The sequence below is a fragment of the Dyella sp. genome, from assembly GCF_051954575.1.
GTDB lineage: Bacteria > Pseudomonadota > Gammaproteobacteria > Xanthomonadales > Rhodanobacteraceae > Dyella_B.
Genome location: NZ_JBQCHP010000090.1, coordinates 28,476 through 52,400 on the forward strand (window position 1 = coordinate 28,476; position 23,925 = coordinate 52,400).

Sequence of the window (23,925 nt, forward strand, 5' to 3'; positions counted from 1 at the left end):
AACTGGGCGCCTAATGCTATGCGACCCGGTACAGTAATGTCCGAATTCGTGTTCAGGTTGTGCCGAGGAGTTCCCGGATCAAGGCCTCGTGCCGCTGGCATTGCAAAGCACTGCGCTGGCGCACCGCCCGCACGATCGCCTGCAGGCTCTGGAGCGCATCCTCGAAGCGATCGTTGACGATGATGTAGTCGAACTCATGGGCGTGGGCGATCTCCCCACGCGAATTGCCCAAGCGGCGCTCGATCACGTCCTCGCTGTCCGAGCCACGCCCGCGCAGGCGGCGTTCCAGTTCCGCCCGCGACGGCGGCAGAATGAACACGCTCACGCAGTCGGGCTTGGCCTTGCGGATCTGCGCGGCACCCTGCCAGTCGATCTCCAGCAGCACGTCGCGCCCCTGTTGCAGCAGATTCTGCACGGTCGTGCGCGAAGTTCCGTAAAAATTGCCGTGCACTTCGGCGTGCTCGAGAAAAATGCCCTCGGCCACCTCGCGCTCGAACTCGGCGCGCTCCACGAAGTAGTAATGGCGACCATACTGCTCGCCCCGGCGCGGCGGGCGCGTGGTGTGGGAAATCGACAGCGAGATGTCAGGCTCGCGTTCGAGCAGTGCGTTCACCAGCGTGGATTTGCCGGCGCCGGAGGGCGCGGCGACGATGAAAAGCGTGCCTTCGGTGACGTCGGTGCGGGGCGTATGCGCACTCATTCGATGTTCTGCACCTGTTCGCGCATCTGCTCGATCAGCACTTTCAATTCCACCGCCGCATTGGTCGTGCGCGCGTCTACTGATTTGGAGCCGAGCGTGTTGGCCTCGCGATTGAATTCCTGCATCAGGAAATCCAGGCGGCGCCCCACCGGTTCCTTCAAGCCGAGCACGCGGCGCGTTTCGACGATGTGCGTGCTCAGGCGATCCAGCTCTTCGTCCACATCGGAGCGCGTGACTTGCAGCACCAGTTCCTGTTCCAGCCGGCCGGGGTCGACCGGTTGTTTCAGATCAGCCAGGCGCGATTCCAGCCGGGCGCGCAGCGCGGTGCGGATTTCCGGCATCCAGCCACGCACGTCGGTCACGATGCGTTCGATCGCATCCAGCCGCTCGCGCAGGATCTCGCCCAGCTTGGCGCCTTCGCGCTCGCGCGTGGCGGTCAGTGCATCGAGCGCGCGATCGAGCACGTCGATCAGCGCGGCCTGCTGCGCTTCCTGATCGATTTGTGCATGCTGCAGTACTCCGGGGAAACGCAGCAGCTCGGTGAGTTCGATGCGCATGCGCGGGAAACGCGCTTCCAGATCCAGCGCCAGTTCGGACAGGCGGCCCACCATCGCATTGTCGACCTGCAGGGATTCGCCGCGCGATTCGCCGCGGCGCACCGTCACATCCACCTTGCCGCGCGAAAGCCGGCCGGCGATGCGCTCGCGCAAGGCCGATTCGAACACGCGCAGCTCTTCCGGCAGGCGCGGGCTGAGCTCCAGATAGCGGTGATTGACCGTGCGCAGCTCGCAGGTAAGCGCCCCCACGGACGTGGTCGCTTCGGCAGAGGCATAGGCGGTCATGCTGCGAATCATGGAGATGCGGGTTCCGGCAGGGAAAGGGGCAACAAAGGGGGCAATGGTAAACTGTCTCGTCCCGACTGTCCCAACGAATCCTATGCCAGTGTCCCGCCCGAGCGGTCGCGCCAGCGACCAGTTGCGCACCGTTACCATCGAGCGCCGCTACACCCGCCACGCCGAGGGTTCGGTGCTGATCGCCTTTGGCGATACGCGCGTGCTTTGCACCGCCAGCATCGAAGACCGCCTGCCGCCCTGGCTGCGCGGCAAGGGCGAAGGCTGGGTCACCGCCGAATACGGCATGCTGCCTCGCGCCACTTCCACCCGCACGCAGCGTGAAGCCACGCGCGGCAGTCAGGGTGGCCGCACCATGGAAATCCAGCGCCTGATCGGCCGCAGCCTGCGCGCCTGCGTCGATCGCCAAGCGCTGGGCGAACGCGTGATCACGCTCGATTGCGACGTGATCCAGGCCGATGGCGGCACGCGCACCGCTGCCATCACCGGCGCCTATGTGGCGCTGGCCGATGCGGTGAACCTCTTGATGAAACGCGAAAACCTGCGCCGCAATCCGATCATCGGCGCGGTGGCGGCGGTATCGGTGGGCGTCTACCAGGGCATGCCGGTGCTCGACCTCGACTACGACGAAGACGCCCACTGCGATACCGACATGAACGTGGTGATGAACGACGGCGGCGGCATCATCGAAGTACAGGGTACGGCCGAAGGTCACGCGTTCCGCCGCAGCGAAATGGACGCCATGCTCGATCTGGCCGGCAAAGGCATCGCCGAGTTGATCGGCCTGCAGCGCGCCGCGCTGGATCTTGGTTGAGCGTGCGCATGCAACGCATCGTCCTGGCCAGCAGCAACCGCGGCAAGCTTGCCGAGTTCAACAAGCTGCTCGCCGATAGCCCGTTCGAAGTGATTGCGCAGGCCGAACTCGGTGTAGAAGATGCCGAGGAAACTGGCCTTACCTTCGTCGAAAATGCGCTACTCAAGGCGCGTCATGCTTCGCAGGTGACCGGACTGCCGGCACTCGCTGACGATTCGGGCTTGTGCGTGCCGCACCTGCACGGCGCACCTGGCCTGTACTCGGCCCGCTACAGCGGCGGCCATGGCAATGCTGACGCCAACAATGCGCGCCTGCTGCGCGAACTTGAGGGCGTGCCGGAGGAACGACGTGGCGCCTTTTTCATCTGCGTGCTGGCCTTGTTGTGGCATGCGGAAGATCCGGCACCCTTGATCGCCGAAGGGCGCTGGCATGGCCGCGTACTCGACGCGCCGCGTGGCGAACGCGGTTTCGGCTATGACCCGTTGTTCCTGCCGCACGGCCAATCGCAAAGCGCGGCCGAACTCGACCATGAGGTAAAGAACCGCCTCAGCCATCGCGGCCAGGCCATGGCCGAGCTGCACGCGCGCATCGCCGAGCTGCACGCCTGAGATGCAGCTGATCGCACCACCGCTCGCGCTGTACGTCCACATGCCGTGGTGCGTAAAGAAATGCCCGTACTGCGACTTCAACTCGCACGGCGTGCGCGGCGAACCGCCGTATGCCGGCTATGTGGATGCGCTGCTGGCCGACCTGGATGCCGACCGCAACGATTTCGGCGAAGCGTTGCACGACCGACCGATCATCAGCGTGTTTTTCGGCGGTGGCACGCCCAGCCTGTTCTCGCCGGATCTGATCGCTCGCTTTCTCGCTGGCGCCCGCGCCCGCCTGCCTTTTGCCGAAGATTGCGAAATCACGCTGGAAACCAATCCCGGCACGGTCGAGCATGGCCGTTTCGATGGCTATCTGGCCGCTGGCGTCAATCGCATTTCCTTCGGCATCCAGAGCTTCGATGACAGCAAGCTCAAGCGCCTCGGCCGTATTCATTCTTCTGCGGAAGCGGAGGCGGCGGTGAAATCCGCGCAGGATGCGGGCCTGCAAAACATCAATCTGGACCTGATGTACGCGCTGCCGGAACAAAACGTGTCCGGCGCCTTGCACGACGTGGATCGCGCGGTGGCGCTGCAGCCCACGCACATCTCGCATTACCAACTTACGCTGGAACCCAACACCGTCTTCGCCGCGCATCCGCCGCCGCTGCCGGATGACGACACTGCCTGGGCCATGCAGGAAGCCTGCGAAGCGCAGCTCGCCGAAAGCGGTTACGCGCAATACGAAATTTCCGCCTACGCCCAAGCCGGCCGGCGCTGCGCGCACAACCTCAATTACTGGCGCTTCGGCGACTACCTCGGCATCGGCGCCGGCGCCCACGGCAAGCTCACCGATGCCGCTGCCGGCGAGGTGCTGCGCCGCTGGAAAACCCGCCATCCCAACGCGTTCCTGGAAGCCGCCGGCATGCCGGCCCGCATCGGTGGCCATGCCGCGGTGCCGACCGACGAGCTGCCGTTCGAATACATGCTCAATGCCCTGCGCTTGATCGACGGCGCCCCCCTGGACGATTTCACCGTCCGCACCGGCCTTCCGGCCGAACACATCGCCGCCCGCCTCGCCGCCGGCCGTCAGAGGGGCTGGCTGGAAAACGACCCCCACGTCCTGCGTACCACCCCGCTGGGGCAGCGCTTTCTCAACGATGTCATTGCCAGCTTCCTGGGCCAGGCAAAGTGAGAACCAGATCACAAAACCCATGACGAGGCCCGGGAACCGGCATACACTTGCCGCACGGGGAACTCACGGGGAATTCAGGTCATGGACGTCGAGCCAACGGTGTATCCATCGTCTGCGCCTGGCGGTCGCATTGCCGACCTCAGCAGGATGTCCTTGCGCGCACGCAAGCTGATCGAAACGGCGTGCATCTTGTGCGACCACTGGGCCGAACCCACGCTGCGGTTGTGCCTGGACCGCTTCGACAAGCGCCTGTACGAATACGCCGAACAATCGCGCAACCATCTGGAACAACAACGCTGCTTCGACAGCCGCCATCTGGTAAAGCAAAATCGCAACGCATTCGTCCAATCGTTCTGCGCGAAGTTGCGGGAAAGCTTCGATCGCGTGGGCGAAGAGGACGAAGCCGAGCGAGCCTCGCAGGCATTGAGCTTGCAATCGCTGACCCTGCTCGATCGCACCGAACACGAACTCACCGCCGCCCTCGACAAGCTCGCCGCGCGCGGCGAAGCGCAAAACGGCGCGATCTTGTCCGAACTCTCCTATCGCCTGGCCGTGCTCGTCGCCGCTCCACCTCTTGAAGGCAAGCAGCTGCCGGTCGGGCCGCAGAACCTGGCGCGCATCCTGCGCGCCACCAGCGAGCCGATGAATCTGCCGATCGAGCATCGCCTGCTGTTGCTGCAGGAATTCGAGAACAGTGTCGGCCGCACGCTGGTATCGCTGTACGAAGGCATCAACGCCAAATTGCTGGGCGACGGTATTCTTCCCAGGTTGCGCGCGTTCACCGTGACGCGGCCCGCGCATGGCCCCGCTTACACCGGTTCGCCGAATGCCACGCCCGCGTCGGCATCGGCGGCGCCTGCCGCCGCGCGCAGCGATGAGCCGATTGCGGTGCTCGAAACCCTGCGGGACCTGCTGGCGCGCCAACGCGCGCATCCTTCCGCAGCGGCCTCGCCCGCCGGACGCATGGCTTCTCCGGACGAGTTGCAAACGGCACTCTCGGCCCTGCAGCAACACATGGCGCAAGTCACCGATCGCACCACCCGCGAACTGCGCAGTGCGCAACGCCTGCAGGAAGAATTGCTGTACCAGCTCAACCTGGGCTTGCCGCCCGGCGCCGCACGCACGCAGCTCACGCCCGAGCAAGGCGATACGGTGGAACTGGTGGCAATGCTGTTCGAGCAGCTCGCTCAGCAGTTGCATCATGGTCCGGACGCGCGCGCATTGCTGGGCAACCTGCAATTGCCGATGCTGCGGCTCGCCGTCGCCGATCGCGAATTTTTCGACCAGCGCGAACATCCCGCGCGCCAGTTGCTGGGCAAACTGGCCGAAACCCTCGACACCTGGGTGGACGGTGCAAACGGCGAAACCGATCGACAACTGCTCGCCAAACTCGGTCAACTGGTCGAACGCGCGCAACAGGAACCACCCTCCGCCGGGCTCTACAACAGCCTGCTGGCGGATATCGAACATCACTTGATGCAACTGGTGCGCAAGGCGCAGGCAGCCGAGCGCCGCCACGTGGAAGCCATGCAAGGCCGCGAGCGGCTGGAGCAGGCACGCCGGCGCGCGGACGAGCTGATGGCCGAACGCTTCGCCATCGTGTCGCCGCGCGGACTGTTGCGTACCCTGCTCGAACGCGCATGGACCGACGTGCTTGCGCTGACGCTGCTGCGTCACGACGAACACAGTGAAGCCTTCCTGCATCAGTTGCGCATCACCGATCAGCTGCTCGGCCAATTCCCGGTAAACGACCCGATCGCCTTGCGCCAGGAAGTGGAAGCAGGCTTGCAGCAAATCGGCATGCACGCGGATGAAGCCGATCAGGTCGCGCAACGCCTGATCAGTGTGGACACACCATCGCCTGCCGTTTCCAAGCCGGCCGCCCCCGACGGTGCGCCACCGGTCGCCGAGGCGCCAAAACCCGCATCCGTGCCGCAGCTCGAACCTTCGCCGATCACCGCGCCCGCAACGCCTGCGCCGCGTATGACCGATCCGCCCAGCGCCACGGATCTGGCGATCCGCCTCAAACAGCGCCAGCGCCTGGGCGAACATCGCGCCGAGGAAACAGCGCCGCCATCGGCGCAGGCCGCCGTGGTGCCGCCGCTCGGCCTGCGCGAAGCGCGCATCCACAATCATCTGCGGCAGTTGCCGTTCGGCACTTGGTTCGAATTCACCGATCCGGCCACCGGCAAGACCGCGCAGCAAAAACTGGCCTGGTTCTCCCCCATATCGGGAAACAGCTTGTTCGTGAATCGCCGCGGCCAGCGCAACGACGTAATGAACCTGCAGGAGCTGGCGCGCGCCATCGCGGATGGCCGCGTGCGCGAATTGCCTGCGCATGACGAGAACCTGATCGATCGCGCCTGGCACGCGCTGACCAACAACTTGCTGCGCCCCGCGCCGCTGCTGCCGGAGGCACGCCCATGAACGAACAGCGCCGCGCACCGCGCAAACGTCCCAACTATGTCGTGACCGTCACCGATACGATCTCCGGCCAATCGCTAGGTCAGCTGGGCAACCTCTCCAGCAACGGCATGCTGCTGATCAGTCCGCATCGGCCGCGCAGCGAAGCGGTGTATCAGGTGAGCGTGCCGCTGCCCGCGCTGGATGGCAGCATGCCGACCATCGAAGTCGGCATCCAGGAACAATGGCACGAGCCAGCAGCCACGCCCGGGCAAATCTGGTCGGGCTTTCGCATCATCGCCATCGGCAGCAACGATGCCGCGCAACTGGAGCGATGGTTGCAGCAAGGGTGATCACACCCGAGCCTGTGCGGATTTCCGCGTGCACGCCGACGAATTTCTTCCACCTGCACCGCTCACGCCGATGCCGCTGCGCGCAGCGTTAAGGCAACACTGAATAAGTATCGCCGGCGTCATGATGCCTGGAAGGCTCGCAGGGTGTGTAGCGCGGCGCCGGGAAGACTGGCCGTCTTGCCAAGCCGCGCGGCGCAGCCTGCGGGCCTTCCAGGCATCACCCCATCATTTACATTCAATACGTGGGGCCAGCCCTGTCTGTCCGCATGCCGCAGGTACCCGTCTCGACAGACGGCCAGTCTGCCTTCGCCGACGGCCCTGTGGCCTGCGAACAGACAGGGCTGGTGACGACGGCGATACTTATTCAGTGTTGCCTTAAACTGGCCGGATCGACACCACGCCCGGACCGCAGCATGAGCCACGATCTTGCCCCCTTGTATGCCCAACACGTCGCCACCTTGCGCCAGCGCGCAGACCAGGCGCTGGCGCTGGGCGGTTTCGATCATTTGCTGATTGCCGCCAGCACGCCGCTGCGCATCTTCCTCGACGACCAGGATTATCCCTTCGTCGCCAATCCGCATTTCCGCCACTGGCTGCCGCTTACCGATGCGCCAGGCAGCTGGGTCGTGTACACGCCTGGCGACAAGCCCAAGCTGATCTTTGTGCAACCGCGCGACTACTGGCACGTGGTGCCCGCTGCACCGAGCGGTTACTGGGTGGGTCAGTTCGACATCACCATCGTACGCACTTATGCCGAAGCAGTGGCACTGCTGCCCAAGGGCCGCCGCGCGGTGATCGCGCCGGAATGCCCCAGCATCGAAGGCGTGGAAGCGAACAATCCCGAAGCCGTCGTCAACTACCTGCATTGGCACCGCAGCTACAAGACACCCTACGAACTTACGTTGATGCGCGAAGCCAGCCGCATCGGCACGCGCGCCCATCGCGCTGCCGAAAAAGCGTTCCGCGCCGGCGAGAGCGAATTCGGTATTCAACTGGCTTACCTCGCCGCCGCCCGCCAGACCGAAAAGGAACTGCCTTACTCCAACATCGTGTGCCTCAATGAGCATGCTGCTGTGCTGCATTACACGCACTTCGATCGCATACCGCCGAAACAGCGCCGCACGTTCCTGATCGACGCCGGCGCAAACGCGTCCGGTTACGCCAGCGACATCACGCGTACCTACGCTGCGGACGGTCACCAGGAGTTCCAGGCATTGATCGATAGCATGGAGCGCGCACAACAGGGCTTCGGTGCGAAGGTCAAAGCCGGGCAGAGTTATCCGGAGCTGCACATCCATGCCCATCACGTACTGGCCGAGGTGTTGCGCGAGCATGGCCTGATTCGCCTGAGCGCCGAAAGCGCGGTGCAATCGGGCGTGACTTCCGCGTTCTTCCCGCACGGCCTGGGCCATCCGATCGGCTTGCAGGTGCACGATGTCGCCGGCTTCCAGGCCAATGAGAGCGGCGGCTTTATTGCACGTCCGGAAGGGCATCCGTATCTGCGCATGACGCGTGCACTGGAACCGGGCATGGTGGTCACCATCGAGCCGGGCCTGTATTTCATCGACATGCTGCTGGAGGAACTGCGCGCCAAGCCGGTCGCCAACGACATCGACTGGAACAAGGTGGACGCGTTCCGTCCCTACGGCGGCATCCGCATCGAGGACGATGTGGTGTGTACCGATGGCGAACCGGAGAACCTCACGCGCGATGCATTTGCGGCGCACGCGTAAGCTCGCCAACCGCCATGCCCCCGCAGCGGCATGGCGGTGATCCTTACGCGGCGATACCCCAAAGCTTCCTCGCCTCTTCCGCGATCACCTCCGGCCGTTCCTCCGGATAAAACAACTTCGCATTCGCCAAGCGCCGCACGCCCAGCGAATGTCCCAGCGTCTTGTCCAGGTATTCCGCTCCGGCGAGCGAGAAGATCGTATCGTCCACGCCCCACACGATGCGCGTAGGCACTTTGCACTGGCGCAGCGCCGGGCCGATATCCTGCAGCGGATTGTGTTCCAGCGCGATCGCATAGGCATGCACCAACGCCTTGCGGCGAGGCGAACTCAGCAGCGGCCGGAAGTAGCAATCGATCGCCTCGTCCGTAGGATCGGCCGGATTGGCGAAGCACATGCCGCCGATACCTTGCGGCGAACGCGCCAGCGTCTTGTCGGCCAGCCATGGCGCCAACCATTGATCCACGAACTTCCCTTTATGCGACAGCGCGATCACCGGCTGCATTGCCGCCGGCGGGCTTTCGTGTTCCGTATCGCAATTAGTGAGCAGCAAGGTGCGGACGCGTTCCGGATGACGCGTTACAAAAAGTTGCGCGACCGCACCGCCGCTGTCGTTTCCGACCAGATCCACGCTGGCGATTCCGAGTGCATCCAGCAACGCAATCAGCATGGTCACTTGCGCATCGGGCGCAACGCTCTGCCCTTGTGCCACTTCGGTGTAACCCAATCCCATGAAGTCCGGCGCGATGCAACGGCGATATGGCGACAGGCGATCGAGCGCGCCGCGCCACTGGAAGCCGTTCAATGGAAAACCGTGCAGGAACAGCGCCGCTTCTCCGCTACCGCGTTCGACATAGGCAATGCGGCCGAACGAAGTCTGCACAAAGCGGCGGCTGGCGTGGAAACGCTTTTCGTCCAGGACTTCTTTTGCGTGGCCTTTTGCCAGAAGGCCAGGCGCGCGTCCGATCAAAACGCTCGATACGACCAGGCCGGCCGTGAGCTGCAGGAAAGCTCTGCGTTGCATGTCGATTCCCGATGCGATGAATGACGCCCATCATTCACGCAGTGCTTCATGCAAGCAATGATGTGCGAGGTCATCGCCGCATGATGTGGCAGGTCATGGCTTTTGGTCATTCAACCAGCGCGCCTGGCCGATCGCCGGATCCGTCACGCTCGCCTCGCCCGTTTCTACATGTCCGGCCAAGCGTTGCACGAAACCGGCCTCGGCATCCGCGTGCACGATCAGGTCGTACCAGCCGTAGCTGTCGCCCAGATGCCACTGCTTTTCCGCATGCTCGCCGGGCTTCAGCAGATAGCTGATGGATTCGCCGTTGTAGAGGTTCTCGACCGAGACATTGCAAAAGTCGTGGCCCTCGTTCGCCAGCAGCAGCACGATGCGGGCGTGTTCGCGTTCGTAACGGCTGGCGATCTGCAGCATCGTCTTGCGCGCGCTGGCATCGCCCTTGAAGCTGCGAGCAAAACCGTTCGGCGCATGGACGTGCCATTCGTAGACGCCCTGGATCGGCCAGCTGGCCGACAGCGACTTTTCCGCCTCGACCGTATAGAACCACGGGCCGCTGCCGTTGCTGGCCGAACGCACGTGAAAACACGCACCAGCGCGGCCTTCATTGCGGAAATCGATGCGCAGCTTTCCCTCTTCCCAGCGGCCAAGCGCCTGCAGGTCATACGGCAGCGCGCGCGCAGGTTTCACACCCGGTTCCTGCAACGGCAGCGCCTGGTTCGTTGGCGGCGTGGGCGAATAATCGGGATGGCGCAAATCATCCGGCGGCAGATACGCATGCGTGCTCGGCAGCGATATTTGTGCGCCGTTGGGCTTGGCGAAATCGAAGGCCGTGGTGAGGTCGCCACACACCGCGCGACGCCATGCGGTGATGTTCGGCTCCGGTAATCCGTAACGCCGTTCGATGAATTGAATGATCGAGGTGTGGTCGAACACCTGCGAACACACCCAACCGCCCTTGCTCCACGGCGACACCACGATCATCGGCACGCGCGGCCCCAAGCCATACGGCCCGGCCGGGTAATAGACGTTGCCCGGAAAAATTTCATTGGCAATGGAAACGGTGGACTGGCCCTGCGCATCCGACGGCGGCACGCAGGGCGGCACGGCGTGATCGAAAAAGCCGTCGTTTTCATCATAGGTGATGAACAGTACCGTCTTGCTGAAGACCTCCGGATTGCTGGTGAGCGCATCCAGCACCTGCGAGATGTACCAGGCACCGTAGTTCGCCGGCCAATTCGGATGTTCGGTATAGGCTTCGGGCGCAACGATCCACGACACCTGCGGCAGTTTGTTGGCCGCCACGTCGCTGCGCAGCTGATCGAACAGACCTCCGCCGGCAGAAATCGCCGTGCCGGTACGCGCGCCCTGGTACAGCGGGCTGTTGGGCTGCGCGTTGCGGTACTGGTTGAAGTACAGCAAGGAGTTGTCGCCGTAGTTGCCGATGTAGGCATCGTCGGTCCAGCCCCAGGCGCCGTTCGCATCCAGGCCGTTACCGGCGTCCTGGTAGATCTTCCAGGAAACGCCGGCGTTCTGCAGCACTTCCGGATAGGTGGACCAGCCGTAGCCGGCTTCCGCATTGTCGATCACCGGACCGCCGCCGGCGCCATCATTGCCGACCCAACCGGACCACATGTAGTAGCGGTTCGGATCGGTCGGGCCCATCACCGAGCAGTGATACGCATCGCACACGGTGAACGCGTCGGCAAGCGCATAGTGATAGGGAATATCCTCGCGCGTCAGGTAGGCCATGGTGGTGGTGCCTTTGCTTGGCACCCATTGATCGTATTGGCCCGCGTTCCATGCGGCATGCGTGCTGGTCCAGTCGTGCGCAAGATCTTCCAGGAACTGCAACCCGAGATCCGGCGCCGTGGGACGAAACGGCAGCACGTAGCCCGAACCGTTCGGCTGGTACCACACCGGCTTGCCGGAAGTGAGGTTGACCGGCCGCGGATCGCCGAAGCCGCGCACGCCTTTCAACGCCCCGAAGTAGTGATCGAAGGAGCGGTTTTCCTGCATCAGGATGACGATGTGCTCGACGTCCTCGATGGTGCCTGTGCGCCGATGCGCGGGAATTTCCAATGCGCGCGTGATGCTGGCGGGGAGCACCGAGGCAAGCGTGGTGCTGCCCAGCAGTTGCAGGAAGCGGCGGCGGCTCATCGAGGTCATGCTGCGTTCCCTTTTGTTTTTGCGTAGATGACGCCGCGCGATGCTGCGGGGCGAACGTTGCAAGCGTGCGACATCTATGGGTCTGGTTGGCGAAGACGTGGAGGAAGCCGCAATATTCGACATCGCCTTATCGTCATTCCGGCGAAAGCCGGAATCCAGTCAAATAAGCCGTGCGAAGCACACAAAAACCTACGTGGCGTGCTTCGCACGACATGTTCAAACTGGATTCCGGCGTTCGCCAGAATGACGAGCGAGACCAGGCATCACCGCGCAGCCAGCAACGCCTCGAGTTCTTCCGGCAACTTCGGTACCTCTGCCGTCAACACCTCGTTCCCATCGCGCGTCACCGCCACGTCGTCTTCGATGCGGATGCCGATGCCGCGCCACGCTTCGGGCACCGACAAGTCGTCCGGCGCAATGTAGATGCCGGGCTCCACCGTCAACACCATGCCTGGTTCCAGCATGCGCGGTTCACCATCGACGCGGTAATCGCCCACGTCATGCACATCCAGACCCAGCCAATGACTGGTCTTGGCCGGAAAGAAACGCTTGTAGCTGGCATGTGCGATGGCGTCGGCCGGATCGGTCTTGAGCAAACCGAGCGCGCACAGGCCTTCGGTGATCACGTGCACCGCCACATCGTGCGCGGTGCTGTAGGAGCGGCCCGGCTGCACTTCATCGATGGCGGCTTGCTGCGCGGTCAGCACGATCTCGTACAGCGCGCGCTGTTCGCGGCTGAAGCGCCCGTCGACCGGAAAACTGCGACTGATGTCGGAGGCGTAGCATTCCACTTCGGCACCGGCATCGATCAGCAGCAGATCGCCCTGTTTCAATGGTGCACGATTGGCCTGGTAGTGCATGGTGCACGCATTCACGCCGCCGGCGACGATCGGCGGAAACGCCGGCACCGCGCCATGGCTGCGCATGACGCGCAAGAGCTCCGCTTCCACTTCGTATTCGTGCCGGCCGGCGCGCGCCATCGCCATCGCCGCCACGTGCGCTTCGGCGGCGACGGCGGCCGAGGCGCGCATCACCTTCATTTCCGCGCGCGATTTGTACAGGCGCAGATCGTGCAGCAGATGGCCGAGCGCGACGAATTCCTTCGGCACCACGCCGCCGCCGCGCAATTGCCGCAAGCGGCGCATCCAGCCCAGCAATTGCGCATCGAACTGCGGCTCCCGCCCGAAATGGCAGTAGACGCGCCCGCGCCCTTCGATCATGCCCGGCAGGATGTCGTCGATGTCCTCGATGGGGAACGCATCGTCCATGCCATAGCCGGACACAGCCCGCTCGGTACCGGTGAACTCGCCATGCCAGCGCTCGCGTTCCGGATCGCGCTCGCGGCAGAACAGCACCATTTCGCCGTGCTGGCGGCCCGGCAGCAGTGCGAGCACGGCATCGGGCTCGGGAAAACCGCTGAGGTAATGGAAATCCGAATCCTGGCGATACGGCCACGCGGCGTCGGCGTTGCGCATGCGCTCGGGCGCGGCGGCGATCAGCACCACCGCGTCTTCCCCGGCCATCTTCATCAACTGGCGGCGCCGCCGCGCAAATTCTTCAGGCGCAATATTCAATGCAAGGTGCCGCTGGACGACTGGTTGGGCAGGTGGCATTCGGTGAACACCAGCATGGCGCCCATGCGTACGAATTCGTGCACTTCAATCAAGGCGTCTTCGTCTTCATCCTCGCTACCGAAATCGAGCGTTGAGGAGGCAATCGCGCCAAGGTCACCCAGAATTTCCTTGCCTTCGTCGGAAAGCCGCTGGTGCGCGTCCGGCCCGCCCAGGCCGAAGCCGCCAAGAAAGCCGCGGCACCAGTCCACCAGGGCGTCGGCGCGTTCCGGCAAGGGGCGATCGTCCGCCGGCAGCAGCGGCTCGAAACCAAGTTCCGGGTCGCCCAGCTCCTGCTCGCTCTGGCTAGCCAGTTGATCCAGCACGTTCTGGTCCTTCGCCGATACGCTGTCGCTGCCGGCTTCGAGATGCAGCGCGTTCAGCACCGACTGCTTGCCCGGCCTGCCGCTGGCAGCCAGGAAGCCGCACAAAGAACCATGTAACTCACTGGCGGGAATGGACAATCGCAGGTGCACGACGACGTCGTCCAATTCGTCAAAACCGATGGGCTCGGGGGCGGTCATCGCGGTCTCCGTTAAACCTTTCCGGGGCAAGTTTAATGCAGCGGTGTACATGGGCGATCGGCTGGCAGATTTCGTCCGAGGTCCTGATATAGTTTGGCGCATGAAGACACCCGACGCCGCCCAGCACGAACTAGCCGCCTTGAATCAGCAGCTTGATCGCTTGCTCGATTACGTGCACCGGTTGAGCGAAGAAAATCGCAGTCTGCGTCACAGCCAGGAACAACTGGCGAGCGAACGCGCAAACTTGCTGGCGCGCAATGAACAGGCACGGAGCCGGGTTGAAGCCATGATCCAACGACTCAAGGCGCTCGAGAACAATGGCTGACGTCATCAGCACGCCCATCAACGAGCCGGTTTCGCTGCGGCTGATCGATCGCGAATTCCTCATCGCCTGCCCACCGGAAGAACGCGACGGCCTGCTGGAGGCGGCGAGCTTTCTCGATCGCAAGATGCGCGAGCTGCGCACGCATGCCAAGACGCCGGGCTTCGACCGTCTGGCGGTGCTGGCGGCGATCAGCATCACGCACGAATACCTGCAATTGCAAAAGCGTGCCAACACGCCAAATCACAGCGCGGCTGAACCTGATGTTGTGGAAGGCTTGGCGGCATTGCGTCGCAAGCTTGAAGCTGCACTGGATGCGCAACTAAAATAGTCCTCGGCGTTTTCTGCGGTGTGCGCCAGCACACTCTTACATATTGCCTTGTTCCTATATACGACCCGGGACGGTTACTTAAGGCTGTTGCGCATGTCCGCCATGTGCGGAAAGCCTCGAGGCCTTAATCTCCCTCCCACCTGATCCCATTGGATCAAGGTCGTTTGGTGAGCAGCGGCATCGCGGTTAACGCCACCCATTCCCAGCCCGTAGGCCGCCCAGCGCGGCCTAGGGGCAACGGGGCGCTGGAAAAGTCGCCCATCCTGAGGAGACGCGCGACGTGAATACCGCCGCACGACGTCGTGAACTACGCCAGCGCCTGGCCGATCGCCGCCGCGCCCTCACCCCTCCCCAGCGCATCGCCGCCGCCCAGGGCCTGCGGCGCAGCCTGGAGTTGCTGCCCGAATATCACACGGACCAGCGTGTCGCCGGCTACTGGGCCTGCGACGGCGAGCTGCCGCTGAACCTGGTGATTCCGCCGCTGGCCACGCGTGGCCAGCAGTTCCTGCTACCCCTGATCGGCCAGGACAACCTGCTGCGCTTCGCGCCGTGGTCGGCTGGTGACCCGGTGCAACCCAACCGGTTCGGCATTCCCGAACCGGTGACGCCGCGCGAATGGTTCGCCCCGTTCCAGCTCGACCTGGTGTTCGTCCCCCTGCTCGCGTTCGACCGCCAGGGCAACCGCCTGGGCTACGGCGGCGGCTACTACGACCGCAGCTTCGCCTTCCTGAGGGACCATCTGCGCCCGACCGAGCCGCTGCTGGTGGGCATTGCCTACGATTTCCAGGAATTGCCGGAAATCGCTCCCGAGCGCTGGGACGTGCCGCTGGACTTCATCGCCACCGATCGCGAACTTATCGATTGCCGTGCCAATACGCCAGGAGACGTGAGCGCATGAAGTACTGGCTGATGAAATCCGAGCCGGACACCTTTTCCATCGACGACCTCAAGCGCAAGAAACGCGAGGCGTGGGATGGCGTGCGCAATTACCAGGCGCGAAATTTCATGCGCGACGACATGCGCGTGGGCGACGGCGTGTTCTTCTATCACTCCAATTGCGCCGAGCCCGGTATCGCTGGCTTGGCAGAAGTGGCCAGCGATGCCTATCCCGATCCCAGCCAGTTCGATCCCAAGAGCAAGTATTTTGATCCGGGCAGCTCACGCGACAATCCGCGCTGGATGCTGGTGGACGTAAAGTTCGTGAAGAAGCTCGCGCGCGTGATCACGCTGGACGAACTAAAGAACCACCCGAAGATCGCCGGCATGACGCTGCTGCGCAAAGGCAATCGGCTGTCGGTGATGCCGGTGGATACGGCAGAGTGGAAATACATTCTCGGTCTGGAGTGACTCTCGACTGCCCCCTCTCCCCTCCGGGGAGAGGGTTGGGGTGAGGGGTCAATCTAGCGAGAAAGCCAGCCCGCGCAACTTGCATAAAAGCATGTACCACCGTGCAGCGCTGCAAGGTGCACGCAGCCTCCAAATCATCGATCATTTGCGCCTCGGCCTCTTAGGACACCCGCATGAGCAACAATGAAGAAAAGCGCCTAGCCGGCGAAGCCGCGATCAAATATGTCGAAGACGGCGCCATCGTCGGCGTCGGCACTGGCTCCACCGTCGCCTACTTCATCGATGCGCTGGCGCACATCAAGGATCGCATCCAGGGCGCTGTCTCCAGTTCCGAGCAATCCACCGCGCAACTGAAAAAACACGGCATCCCCGTGTTCGACCTCAACGCCACCGGCCCGCTTGCGCTGTACGTCGACGGCGCCGACGAATGCGATCCGCACAAACGCCTGATCAAGGGCGGCGGCGCCGCGCTCACCCGCGAGAAAATCATTGCCGAGGCCGCGCAGAAATTCGTATGCATCATCGATGCCAGCAAGCGCGTCAACCTGCTGGGCAAATTCCCGCTGCCGATCGAAGTCATCCCCATGGCCCGCAGCCTGGTCGGCCGCGAAATCGTCAAGCGCGGCGGCAACCCCGTGTGGCGCGACGGCGTCGTCACCGACAATGGCAACTGGGTGATCGACGTGCATGGCTGGCAGATCGCCGACCCTGTTGCGTTGGAAACCGAGCTCAACCAGATTCCCGGTATCGTCACTGTTGGTTTGTTCGCGCGGCGTCCGGCAGACGTGGTGTTGATCGGCGATAAAGTGATGTAACCGCACCGTTAAGGAACGCAGGCAGTGAAGAAAGATGATGTGACGCGCGATATCGCGCGCAATGTGGAACGCGCCGGCATTTATCAGGTAATGCGCATGCTGCCATGGCCATTGAAGCTGGCGGCTACGGCGGCAGCGCTTGCTTATTTGTATTGGGCGGCGCACTGAGCCAGCACCATAGCGCCACGCCATAAAAAAAGCCCCGCCGAATGTGCGGGGCTTTTTCGTCATGCGTGTATTTCAGCTTACTTGTTATTGGAGAACTTGTACGTCGCTTCGATAAGGAACTCACGACCGTTCACGTCGTAGTTCAACGAGTTGAACGGCGCCCCTTCCGTGCCGGGATAGCTGCGGTCGAGCGGCGGCATCTTGTTGAAGACGTTGTCGATCTCGAAGGTGATCGCCAAATTCTTGATGGGGCTGTAGCTGGCCGTAATGTTGTAGCGAATCCACGGCGGCAAGGTGCCCGTACCCGGAGTGGTGTAGTTATTGGCGATGGTGGCCAGATAATTCGGCGAAGCGCCATCGCGAATACCGTAGACCGTTACACCCCAGGCTTGCGTGGGCGACAGCCAGCCGATCGAGCCATCAACCCTGCTCTTGAACTCCGTACTGTAATAAGGCGAACGCAGCAGGTTGATGAAGGGATCGCCCGGCAGCAATTGCTGTCTGTGCGTGAGGATGTCGCTCCAGGACGTCTTCATGCTGATACTGCCGTAGGCACCGATGTCGTGGACGTAATCGACCTCGGTGAGCAGCGCATTCAAATACTCGCGCGCTACGTTGACCTTCGGAGTAAGGATCTGCGTGATCGGTGGCAGTAGGCCCGGCCCAAGCGCCGTGCCCGAACGAATCACCTTCGCCATGGCCTCCTGGCAGCTGGGTGAAGTGGCATCGAAAACACCCAAACGGCAATTGGCTTCGGTCTGGGCGAGGAAGTCGAAGCTCTGCACCTGGACTTCGTTGCGGATGTTGTAGTGATAGTAATCCGACTTCAGGCTAAAACCTTCGAATGGCGACAAGACGAAGCCCAAGCTGAAAGTCTTGGCGACGATCGGTTGCAGCTTCGCATTTCCCGATTGCTGGCCAAAGAATTGCTCGCTGCTCAGCTGGCCAGGGCAGTTGGCGATATTGCCGACGGTGTATCCCAGCTTGGCGCAGTTGTAATAGTCGGTCACGCTGTTGTAGTAACCACTCGGACCTTGGAACTCATCCGGCAAGGTCGGGGCTTTGAAAGCCGTGCCGTACGAACCGCGCAGCAACAACAGGTCGCCAAACGGGCGAAATTCCAGACCGATGTTGTATGTGGCATGACCTATCGAGCCGCCCGCAACGTTATAGCCGTCGTAACGACCGGACACGTCTGCCGTAAGCATCTTGAACAGCGGCGCATTGAATTCCACGGTGCCGGCATAGCGCGAGCGGTGGCCCGCACCCGCGACATCGGTCACTTGGTACGTTTCTCCACTCAGGGTGCGATCGTCAGGCGAGTAATTCCAACCTTGGTTGCCGCCTTCGATCACTGCTGCAATACCGGCGTCACCGCCAGGCAGGGAAAACAGTGACGCATTGGTCACCTGGGTACGCAGCATGTTGTCCCAGGTCTTGGAGTAGGCCTCGGTGAAGCCAGTAAAACTGCGGAAGTCCGATCTCGAAATGGGCGTAAAGAAGGCCTTATAGTCCGGCTCGTAAGTTGGGAAACCGCCGCCATAGGGATCAAGCCCCTGATTGGGGCCGAGGATCTTGCCGAAATAATTGTTGATCGCAGTGGTCCAACGCTGAAAGCCGCGCGCCTGCAAGTGATCTTCGGAATGATTGAAGGTAACGTCGTAACCCCAGTTCGATTCGCCGAAGTTACCCTTTGCGCCCAAACTCAAATAAACCGAGTTCTCGACGTTGTTGTTCATGATGTGCTGGAAGCCGCCCGCCTCTTCCGGACTGAAGGCGTGCTGGGCCAGCACGTAATCATCCAGCTTGGGGTCGTAAAAAATGGGACTGTTCCAGAACAGGAAGTTGGCACCTGGCGAATACTTTTGCTGGTCGTAGGTGTAAAGCAAAGTTTCGTAGAACTGCACATTGCTGTTCAGATCGTACGTCGCGTGCGTATAGAAGTTTACGGTGTTCTGCTTGTTGGCCTGGGTGGCGTAACCCGGGCTATACAGAGAACCACAGTATTCGCCGCGACCCCGACGGTTATGCAGCTGTTCCGTACCGCCGAACTGGCCGGTGACCGCCGAACATCCAACGCCTGGATTCAAGTCGTTGGGGCTGTAGTAGGCGTTCGCCAGCTTCGTTTCGCTCAGCACAAGGTAGTCACGCGACGCCGTCGCCGGCGAGGTGCCCTGAGTGAAGTACTGACGAGTCAGGCTGCGATCGAAATTCCAGATCGGCTCGATGCTTTCATACTGGATGCCAGCGACGACGTTGAGCTTGCCCCAGGTAAAACCGTCGGCCGCATAGACGCGCCGATCGGCACCACCGCCGCCCGTATGCCAGCCAAAGCGCACATCGACGACCGGCGCATCGAGCGTCTTCTTGAGCACGATGTTGACGACGCCCGCGATCGCGTCCGAACCGTAAATCGACGACTGGCCACCCGGCAGAATGTCGATGTGGTCGATCATCTCTAGCGGAATGCTGGCCAGGTTGTTGAACGCTTCGCTGCCGTTATACAGCGCGGGGAAGTCGCCCATTGGCAGGCCGTCGATGAGGTACTTGGTGTAGCTCGGATCAAGGCCGAAGAAGCTGAGCGTTTTTGCGCTCTGGGTAAAGCCGCCCGAATAGTTGGGCCCCACCACGCTGCCGGTTGCGAAGGTGCCGGCCTGCAACGCATCGGCGACGCTGGTAAAGCCGCGGTCCTTCAGCTGCTTGGCCGTGATGGTGATGATCGGCTTGCTGGTTTCTACCTGCGTCTGCGGAATCAACGAACCGGTGACGCTGACCGTTTCCAGCTTCCTGACTTTCTTGCTCGTGTCGTCCGACGATGTGCCGGATGCGGACTGACTGGTCGACGGCGCATCCTGCGCCACGTTGGTGGAATCACCAGCTTGCACGTTACCTGCATAAGTACTCGCACAACCGAACGCCAAAGCAGCCACGACCGCTACGGCAAGTTTCGACTTCAACATTGAATTCCCCTTGCTTATTTAGGTGTTCCGCGACCACCTTCCCTGGCGAGTCCGCAACCGACACGCCGCAAACGTCCAGCCCCCTCATGCGAAGCAGGCTCACAACAGCGATTGAATTAGTACAAAGCCAGCAAGCGTCCCCTAGCAGGTTTGCACTGCATCATGTTTACAAGAGATGTAAAACTTGTGCAAATGGCTTACGTCATAAAAGTGCGGAAAAGTCCGCGCAAAATGCACTTTTTTATGGTTACAAATAATGAGCCCATTTTTTTTGAAGAAGCAGGTAGGGATTTCTTCGCATCTTCCGTTTTAGCTAGGTTGACCTCTTCAATTACATGGAGAAGTCACGCCCGTAGGCTCGAATCGGCTACCGGCTCACGTGCTTTCGAACGCCACGCAGATTCGATCTCTCTCGCGACCACCTTCCATGGAAGTTCCAATCCCGAATGGGGATGGACAATTGATACGGAGATAGCACTCGATTCAGTCCCGCGAATTTGCCCATACGCTGTTCCGGCTGCGCGCGCTTCAAGTGCAGGAACACGCCAGCCTTCCCATGGGACGGTTTCATGGCCTCCACGCATACGATTGCGGGCCGTTCGCTCCGTGCGTGCGGCCAGGATGTTCCATGGGGCTCACCTCTCCGCGCTGCGCGCTCCGGGGGCCAGCGCCGGCGCGCGGTCCACATTTGTTCCAGACAAATTTGTCACTGCGAAGGCATGGATGCCGTCGCAAACATCGGCCTAGCCGATGGCCTGAAAGGCGAGGCAGGAGACATGCTCAGTCAACGAGGTTCGCTTCTGGGAAGTCTCCCAGCCAGACACACAAAGGCCCGCCATTGGCGGGCCGAGACTAAGATTCCAACAACATATTTATCTATTTGATTTAGTTATATTTTTTGTCTTATAGAAATTTTTTACTACACAAAATGCTACGCAGTTTGCCTAAGGTGCAACCAGATACCGGCGCAAATTGTAGGACCGCAGACTCGAAACTACATTCCTGGTCGCCGACCATTCATACACTTGAATTCCACATTTGGGAGGTTCACACTTCCACCCAAATTGGGAGGAAGAACTTTGCGCCTTCTCGGTAAACATTTTCTGATGAATCTGAGTCAACAGCCCAGCACTCACGCCTGGGCGCGGAGCTGGGTGGCAGAAATCGGCGCCGCAACTTGGAAGCAGGCCGCAGACGTCCGGCGCCAGTTCCCGAGGGCTCTAGAGAACTCCCCAAACCTATTCACCTTTCCAGTCGCCGAGTCGAGCTTAGCCGTGGTTCTTAGCATTGCGTTCCCGCAGGGCATCGCCGTCATTACACATCTAATCCGCTGGGGCGAAAACGCATGACAACCCACCATCACAACCTGCCAGCACCCAAAATCATTCGAACTCAGGAGCAATACGGACAGTACCTGCACGAAATTATGTCGTTGATGGCCCGCGGCTCGGATCTATCAAGCCACGAAGCCGACCGGTTAGAAGTGCTGTCTGTTCTTGTGGAGGCCTACGAAAACAGCCGCTACCCTGTAGAACCACCCGATCCCATCGACGCCATCCTATTTCGGATGGCGGAGAGGGGCCTTAAAAAGGCCGACCTAATTAAGTACTTCGGCACAAGCAGCCGCGTCTCTGAAGTGCTCAATAGAAAAAGGCCGCTGACAGTGCCGATGATGCGTGAACTGGCAGTTGGTCTTGGTCTTTCTGCTGAAACGCTGCTCGGCATCGGTGCGGCGAGCAAGCCCAAGAAAGACGACTTGGATTGGTCGTTATTTCCAGCCAAGGAGATGAATCGGCGCGGCTGGCTAACAAAGTTCATGAATAAGTCGACAGTCTCCACCGAGGATGCCGTGCGGCATTTCATACAGGACGCCGGCCTACAATTCGGAGCAGCAGCATTTCGCCGCACTATATCGGGCGAGGCGCAATCACCATCGACACGCTATTCACTTTATGCATGGCTGGCCCGGGTGGTTCAGAAGGCCCGCACCCTGAGAAAGAAAGTCGCGCACTACAACCACGACATTTTTTCCACTTCGTTTCTGCGTGAACTGGCTCAGCTGAGTTGGTCAGAGCGAGGGCCTCTTTTAGCAGTGGAGTTTCTAAATAAGCACGGCATTGTGGTGGTCATTGAAGAACACCTAAAAGGAACGCAGTTAGACGGAGCTGCGCTGCGCGATAGCGATGGCACTCCGATTGTGGGGCTAACGCTTCGTCATGACCGTATTGATAATTTCTGGTTCACCCTGCTGCATGAAGTGGTCCACCTATGGAAGCACGTGGACGAGCATGAAGCTTTTTTGGATGACCTCGATGCGTCTTCGGAAGACCGGCGCGAAGCAGAGGCCAATCGTATTGCACGTGAAGCATTCATTCCCAGATTAATTTGGAAAAGGAGCCCGGCGTATCAGTCGCCAAGCCGGGAAACCGTGTTGCAACTATCCCATGAATTACGCATTCATCCTGCAATTATCGCTGGCAGGCTTCGCAGGGAGACGGGCAACTACACGATGTTGGGCGACCTTGTTGGTCAGCATGAAGTCCGAGCGTTGTTCTCCCCGTCCCTTGCCGTTGCAGAGGTTTGAATATGCGCATCTCCTATACCCCATTTTTTCACGCCAAGGACGGCGAGTTCACTGCATTACAGCATTCGAAAGCGGAGCAGCGGGCCGTCACCTTGCCCCTCTTCGAAATTGGTCGCTTCACCGAAAGCCGACGTAAGCTGGTGCGCTTCAAAAATGACGAAACGCCTATGTGCGCGTACCTTAACTGGGTGGCTGACTCCATCTGTGATGCCTTTCCATCCGGGCCGGTAATGGTCGATACCTTTTCGTGGCTTCCTGCCGAACTGACAGAAACTGGCGAAGTCCCGGTTAGCTTCGCCATACATGCACTTGTGGAACGCGAGCGCGAGGTAGTACCAGTCGTCGGCCTAGACCGCTGGGAAGACGAAACATATCGGCTGGCCCTCAAGGGGCTCAATGCAGACGACTTCGAAACCTGGGCTGTTCGCCTCGATACGGCGGACATCGAAGATGCTGCTGACCCTGAGCATTTCCTTGAGCGGATGGACGAAGTGCTTCAGGAACTCGGTTTGACAGCCAGCCAAACTGGCGTCCTGCTGGACTTCGGAGACGTGACGGGGAAGACCGATGATCAAATCGAAGCCGAAGCGCGACGTGTCCTAGATCTTCTTGGACCGAATGGTTATCGGTTCTATTCGCTCATTGGTTGCTCCATGCCGCCGACTATCAATCTGGCGGTGAAACAACCTAACTCGCAAGGCGATGTTATCCGGAAGGAAATGACCGCGTGGCGCCGCTTGCGCGCGGCCTACCCTGCACTCCCGATTGCCTATGGAGACTACGGGGTCCGCGGACCGACAAGTTCAGACATTCCTAACCCTCATACCAACGGCAAAATTCGTTACACCTACAGCAATGCCTTCTTCGTTGCGCGTGGCCAATCTGTCAAGAACGATGACGGCAGCCAGATGTATCGGTTAGCAAACACCGTTGCATCTTCTGAACATTACCAAGGTCCTTCGTTCAGCTGGGGAGATTCAGAACTTTACCGGCGAGCCATCCGCGAGAAGAACGTCGGTCCCGGCAACTCAAACAAATGGATTATGTTCGATACCAGTCACCATCTAGCCTGGGTCATTCTGGAAATCGCAGAAATCGAGCGCGCACTGAGGGCAGTGCCGGTAACGCTCTAACGGCAACGCCTGCCAGTCTATGGGTGCATAAGCAAAGGCGTCGGGTGACTCCGGCTCCTTTGCTCTGAAACTGAAACGGCAAAGGTAAAAAGCTCACGACATTCAGGCTCCAGTTTGTTAGGCAACAGGTGCCCTAAATCGGCCGCCCTCCGCCACCCTTTGCCCCTCTGAACCGCCCCGGCTTCATCGGAGGCTCCCAATCTTGAGAAGATGGAGCCATGACGAAGCAAAAATATTCCAAAGAAGTCCGCGAGCGTGCCGTGCGCATGGTGCGCGAGCATCAGCCCGACCATCCATCAGAGTGGGCC

General features: G+C 61.2%; 21 protein-coding genes and 1 other RNA gene. 15 read left to right on the forward strand and 7 right to left on the reverse strand.

From position 1 onward, the window contains the following. Nucleotides 1-52: 52 nt before the first annotated feature. Together gmk and ACTHNE_RS12750 are read right to left on the reverse strand one after the other, a co-directional pair. The gene (gene gmk / locus ACTHNE_RS12745; RefSeq protein ID WP_440269439.1) at nucleotides 53-700 is read right to left on the reverse strand and encodes a guanylate kinase; all 648 of its coding nucleotides are present in this window, start codon (nucleotides 698-700) and stop codon (nucleotides 53-55) included. Next, on the reverse strand, nucleotides 697-1,554 hold the full coding sequence (locus ACTHNE_RS12750) for a YicC/YloC family endoribonuclease (RefSeq protein WP_324936877.1): 858 nt from the start codon (nucleotides 1,552-1,554) through the stop codon (nucleotides 697-699). The genes gmk and ACTHNE_RS12750 overlap by 4 nt, the downstream gene beginning before the upstream one ends. 82 nt (nucleotides 1,555-1,636) lie before the next feature. On the opposite strand from ACTHNE_RS12750, the gene rph reads away from it, so the two are divergent. The 6 genes from rph (at nucleotide 1,637) to pepQ (ending at nucleotide 8,636) form a co-directional block, all read left to right on the forward strand. Continuing rightward, complete coding sequence (gene rph, locus ACTHNE_RS12755) at nucleotides 1,637-2,365, forward strand: ribonuclease PH (RefSeq protein ID WP_440269440.1); 729 nt, start codon at nucleotides 1,637-1,639, stop codon at nucleotides 2,363-2,365. Nucleotides 2,366-2,373: 8 nt separating this feature from the next. Continuing rightward, the gene (rdgB, locus tag ACTHNE_RS12760; RefSeq protein WP_324936881.1) at nucleotides 2,374-2,973 is read left to right on the forward strand and encodes an RdgB/HAM1 family non-canonical purine NTP pyrophosphatase; all 600 of its coding nucleotides are present in this window, start codon (nucleotides 2,374-2,376) and stop codon (nucleotides 2,971-2,973) included. Between the two features lies 1 nt (nucleotide 2,974). Continuing rightward, the gene (gene hemW / locus ACTHNE_RS12765) at nucleotides 2,975-4,147 is read left to right on the forward strand and encodes a radical SAM family heme chaperone HemW (RefSeq protein WP_324936883.1); all 1,173 of its coding nucleotides are present in this window, start codon (nucleotides 2,975-2,977) and stop codon (nucleotides 4,145-4,147) included. A gap of 81 nt (nucleotides 4,148-4,228) precedes the next feature. Continuing rightward, nucleotides 4,229-6,574 (forward strand): DUF1631 family protein, encoded by a 2,346-nt coding sequence (locus ACTHNE_RS12770; protein WP_440269441.1) that lies wholly within the window; start codon nucleotides 4,229-4,231, stop codon nucleotides 6,572-6,574. Next, entirely contained in the window at nucleotides 6,571-6,903 is a 333-nt protein-coding gene (locus ACTHNE_RS12775; protein WP_324936887.1) for a PilZ domain-containing protein, read from the forward strand. The genes ACTHNE_RS12770 and ACTHNE_RS12775 overlap by 4 nt, the downstream gene beginning before the upstream one ends. Before the next feature lie 413 nt (nucleotides 6,904-7,316). Beyond that, nucleotides 7,317-8,636 (forward strand): Xaa-Pro dipeptidase, encoded by a 1,320-nt coding sequence (gene pepQ, locus ACTHNE_RS12780; protein WP_440269442.1) that lies wholly within the window; start codon nucleotides 7,317-7,319, stop codon nucleotides 8,634-8,636. Between the two features lie 43 nt (nucleotides 8,637-8,679). On the opposite strand, the gene ACTHNE_RS12785 is transcribed toward pepQ, so the two are convergent. From ACTHNE_RS12785 to ACTHNE_RS12800, 4 genes are all read right to left on the reverse strand, one after another. After that, entirely contained in the window at nucleotides 8,680-9,657 is a 978-nt protein-coding gene (locus tag ACTHNE_RS12785) for an alpha/beta fold hydrolase (RefSeq protein ID WP_324944724.1), read from the reverse strand. A 93-nt stretch (nucleotides 9,658-9,750) separates the two neighbouring features. Then, a complete protein-coding gene (locus ACTHNE_RS12790) occupies nucleotides 9,751-11,823 on the reverse strand; it encodes a phosphocholine-specific phospholipase C (protein WP_440269443.1) in 2,073 nt (690 codons plus the stop codon). Nucleotides 11,824-12,086: 263 nt separating this feature from the next. After that, complete coding sequence (locus ACTHNE_RS12795) at nucleotides 12,087-13,436, reverse strand: aminopeptidase P N-terminal domain-containing protein (RefSeq protein ID WP_324944718.1); 1,350 nt, start codon at nucleotides 13,434-13,436, stop codon at nucleotides 12,087-12,089. Further along, on the reverse strand, nucleotides 13,394-13,957 hold the full coding sequence (locus tag ACTHNE_RS12800) for a UPF0149 family protein (protein WP_324944715.1): 564 nt from the start codon (nucleotides 13,955-13,957) through the stop codon (nucleotides 13,394-13,396). The genes ACTHNE_RS12795 and ACTHNE_RS12800 overlap by 43 nt, the downstream gene beginning before the upstream one ends. Before the next feature lie 100 nt (nucleotides 13,958-14,057). Here ACTHNE_RS12800 and ACTHNE_RS12805 point away from each other — a divergent pair, with 100 nt between their 5' ends. The 7 genes from ACTHNE_RS12805 (at nucleotide 14,058) to ACTHNE_RS12835 (ending at nucleotide 16,940) form a co-directional block, all read left to right on the forward strand. Further along, nucleotides 14,058-14,282: a TIGR02449 family protein gene (locus tag ACTHNE_RS12805; protein WP_324944730.1), complete on the forward strand. Its 225-nt coding sequence runs from the start codon at nucleotides 14,058-14,060 to the stop codon at nucleotides 14,280-14,282. Continuing rightward, nucleotides 14,275-14,610 (forward strand): cell division protein ZapA, encoded by a 336-nt coding sequence (locus ACTHNE_RS12810; RefSeq protein WP_324944711.1) that lies wholly within the window; start codon nucleotides 14,275-14,277, stop codon nucleotides 14,608-14,610. The genes ACTHNE_RS12805 and ACTHNE_RS12810 overlap by 8 nt, the downstream gene beginning before the upstream one ends. 7 nt (nucleotides 14,611-14,617) lie before the next feature. Next, nucleotides 14,618-14,803: non-coding RNA, 6S RNA (gene ssrS, locus ACTHNE_RS12815), on the forward strand. 87 nt (nucleotides 14,804-14,890) lie between these two features. Further along, entirely contained in the window at nucleotides 14,891-15,508 is a 618-nt protein-coding gene (locus ACTHNE_RS12820) for a 5-formyltetrahydrofolate cyclo-ligase (RefSeq protein WP_440269444.1), read from the forward strand. Continuing rightward, nucleotides 15,505-15,957 carry an EVE domain-containing protein gene (locus tag ACTHNE_RS12825; protein ID WP_440269445.1) on the forward strand — a complete coding sequence of 151 codons (453 nt, stop codon included), beginning with the start codon at nucleotides 15,505-15,507 and terminating at the stop codon, nucleotides 15,955-15,957. The genes ACTHNE_RS12820 and ACTHNE_RS12825 overlap by 4 nt, the downstream gene beginning before the upstream one ends. Nucleotides 15,958-16,130: 173 nt before the next feature. Then, the gene (gene rpiA / locus ACTHNE_RS12830; RefSeq protein WP_324943696.1) at nucleotides 16,131-16,772 is read left to right on the forward strand and encodes a ribose-5-phosphate isomerase RpiA; all 642 of its coding nucleotides are present in this window, start codon (nucleotides 16,131-16,133) and stop codon (nucleotides 16,770-16,772) included. Nucleotides 16,773-16,796: 24 nt separating this feature from the next. After that, complete coding sequence (locus ACTHNE_RS12835; RefSeq protein ID WP_324943693.1) at nucleotides 16,797-16,940, forward strand: hypothetical protein; 144 nt, start codon at nucleotides 16,797-16,799, stop codon at nucleotides 16,938-16,940. A 77-nt stretch (nucleotides 16,941-17,017) separates the two neighbouring features. On the opposite strand, the gene ACTHNE_RS12840 is transcribed toward ACTHNE_RS12835, so the two are convergent. Beyond that, nucleotides 17,018-19,900: a TonB-dependent receptor domain-containing protein gene (locus tag ACTHNE_RS12840; RefSeq protein WP_440269446.1), complete on the reverse strand. Its 2,883-nt coding sequence runs from the start codon at nucleotides 19,898-19,900 to the stop codon at nucleotides 17,018-17,020. Between the two features lie 1,345 nt (nucleotides 19,901-21,245). Here ACTHNE_RS12840 and ACTHNE_RS12845 point away from each other — a divergent pair. Then, complete coding sequence (locus tag ACTHNE_RS12845) at nucleotides 21,246-22,484, forward strand: ImmA/IrrE family metallo-endopeptidase (protein ID WP_440269447.1); 1,239 nt, start codon at nucleotides 21,246-21,248, stop codon at nucleotides 22,482-22,484. A gap of 2 nt (nucleotides 22,485-22,486) precedes the next feature. Next, nucleotides 22,487-23,617, forward strand: a complete 1,131-nt coding sequence (locus tag ACTHNE_RS12850) for a beta family protein (protein WP_440269448.1) — start codon at nucleotides 22,487-22,489, stop codon at nucleotides 23,615-23,617. The last annotated feature ends 308 nt before the right edge of the window (nucleotides 23,618-23,925 follow it).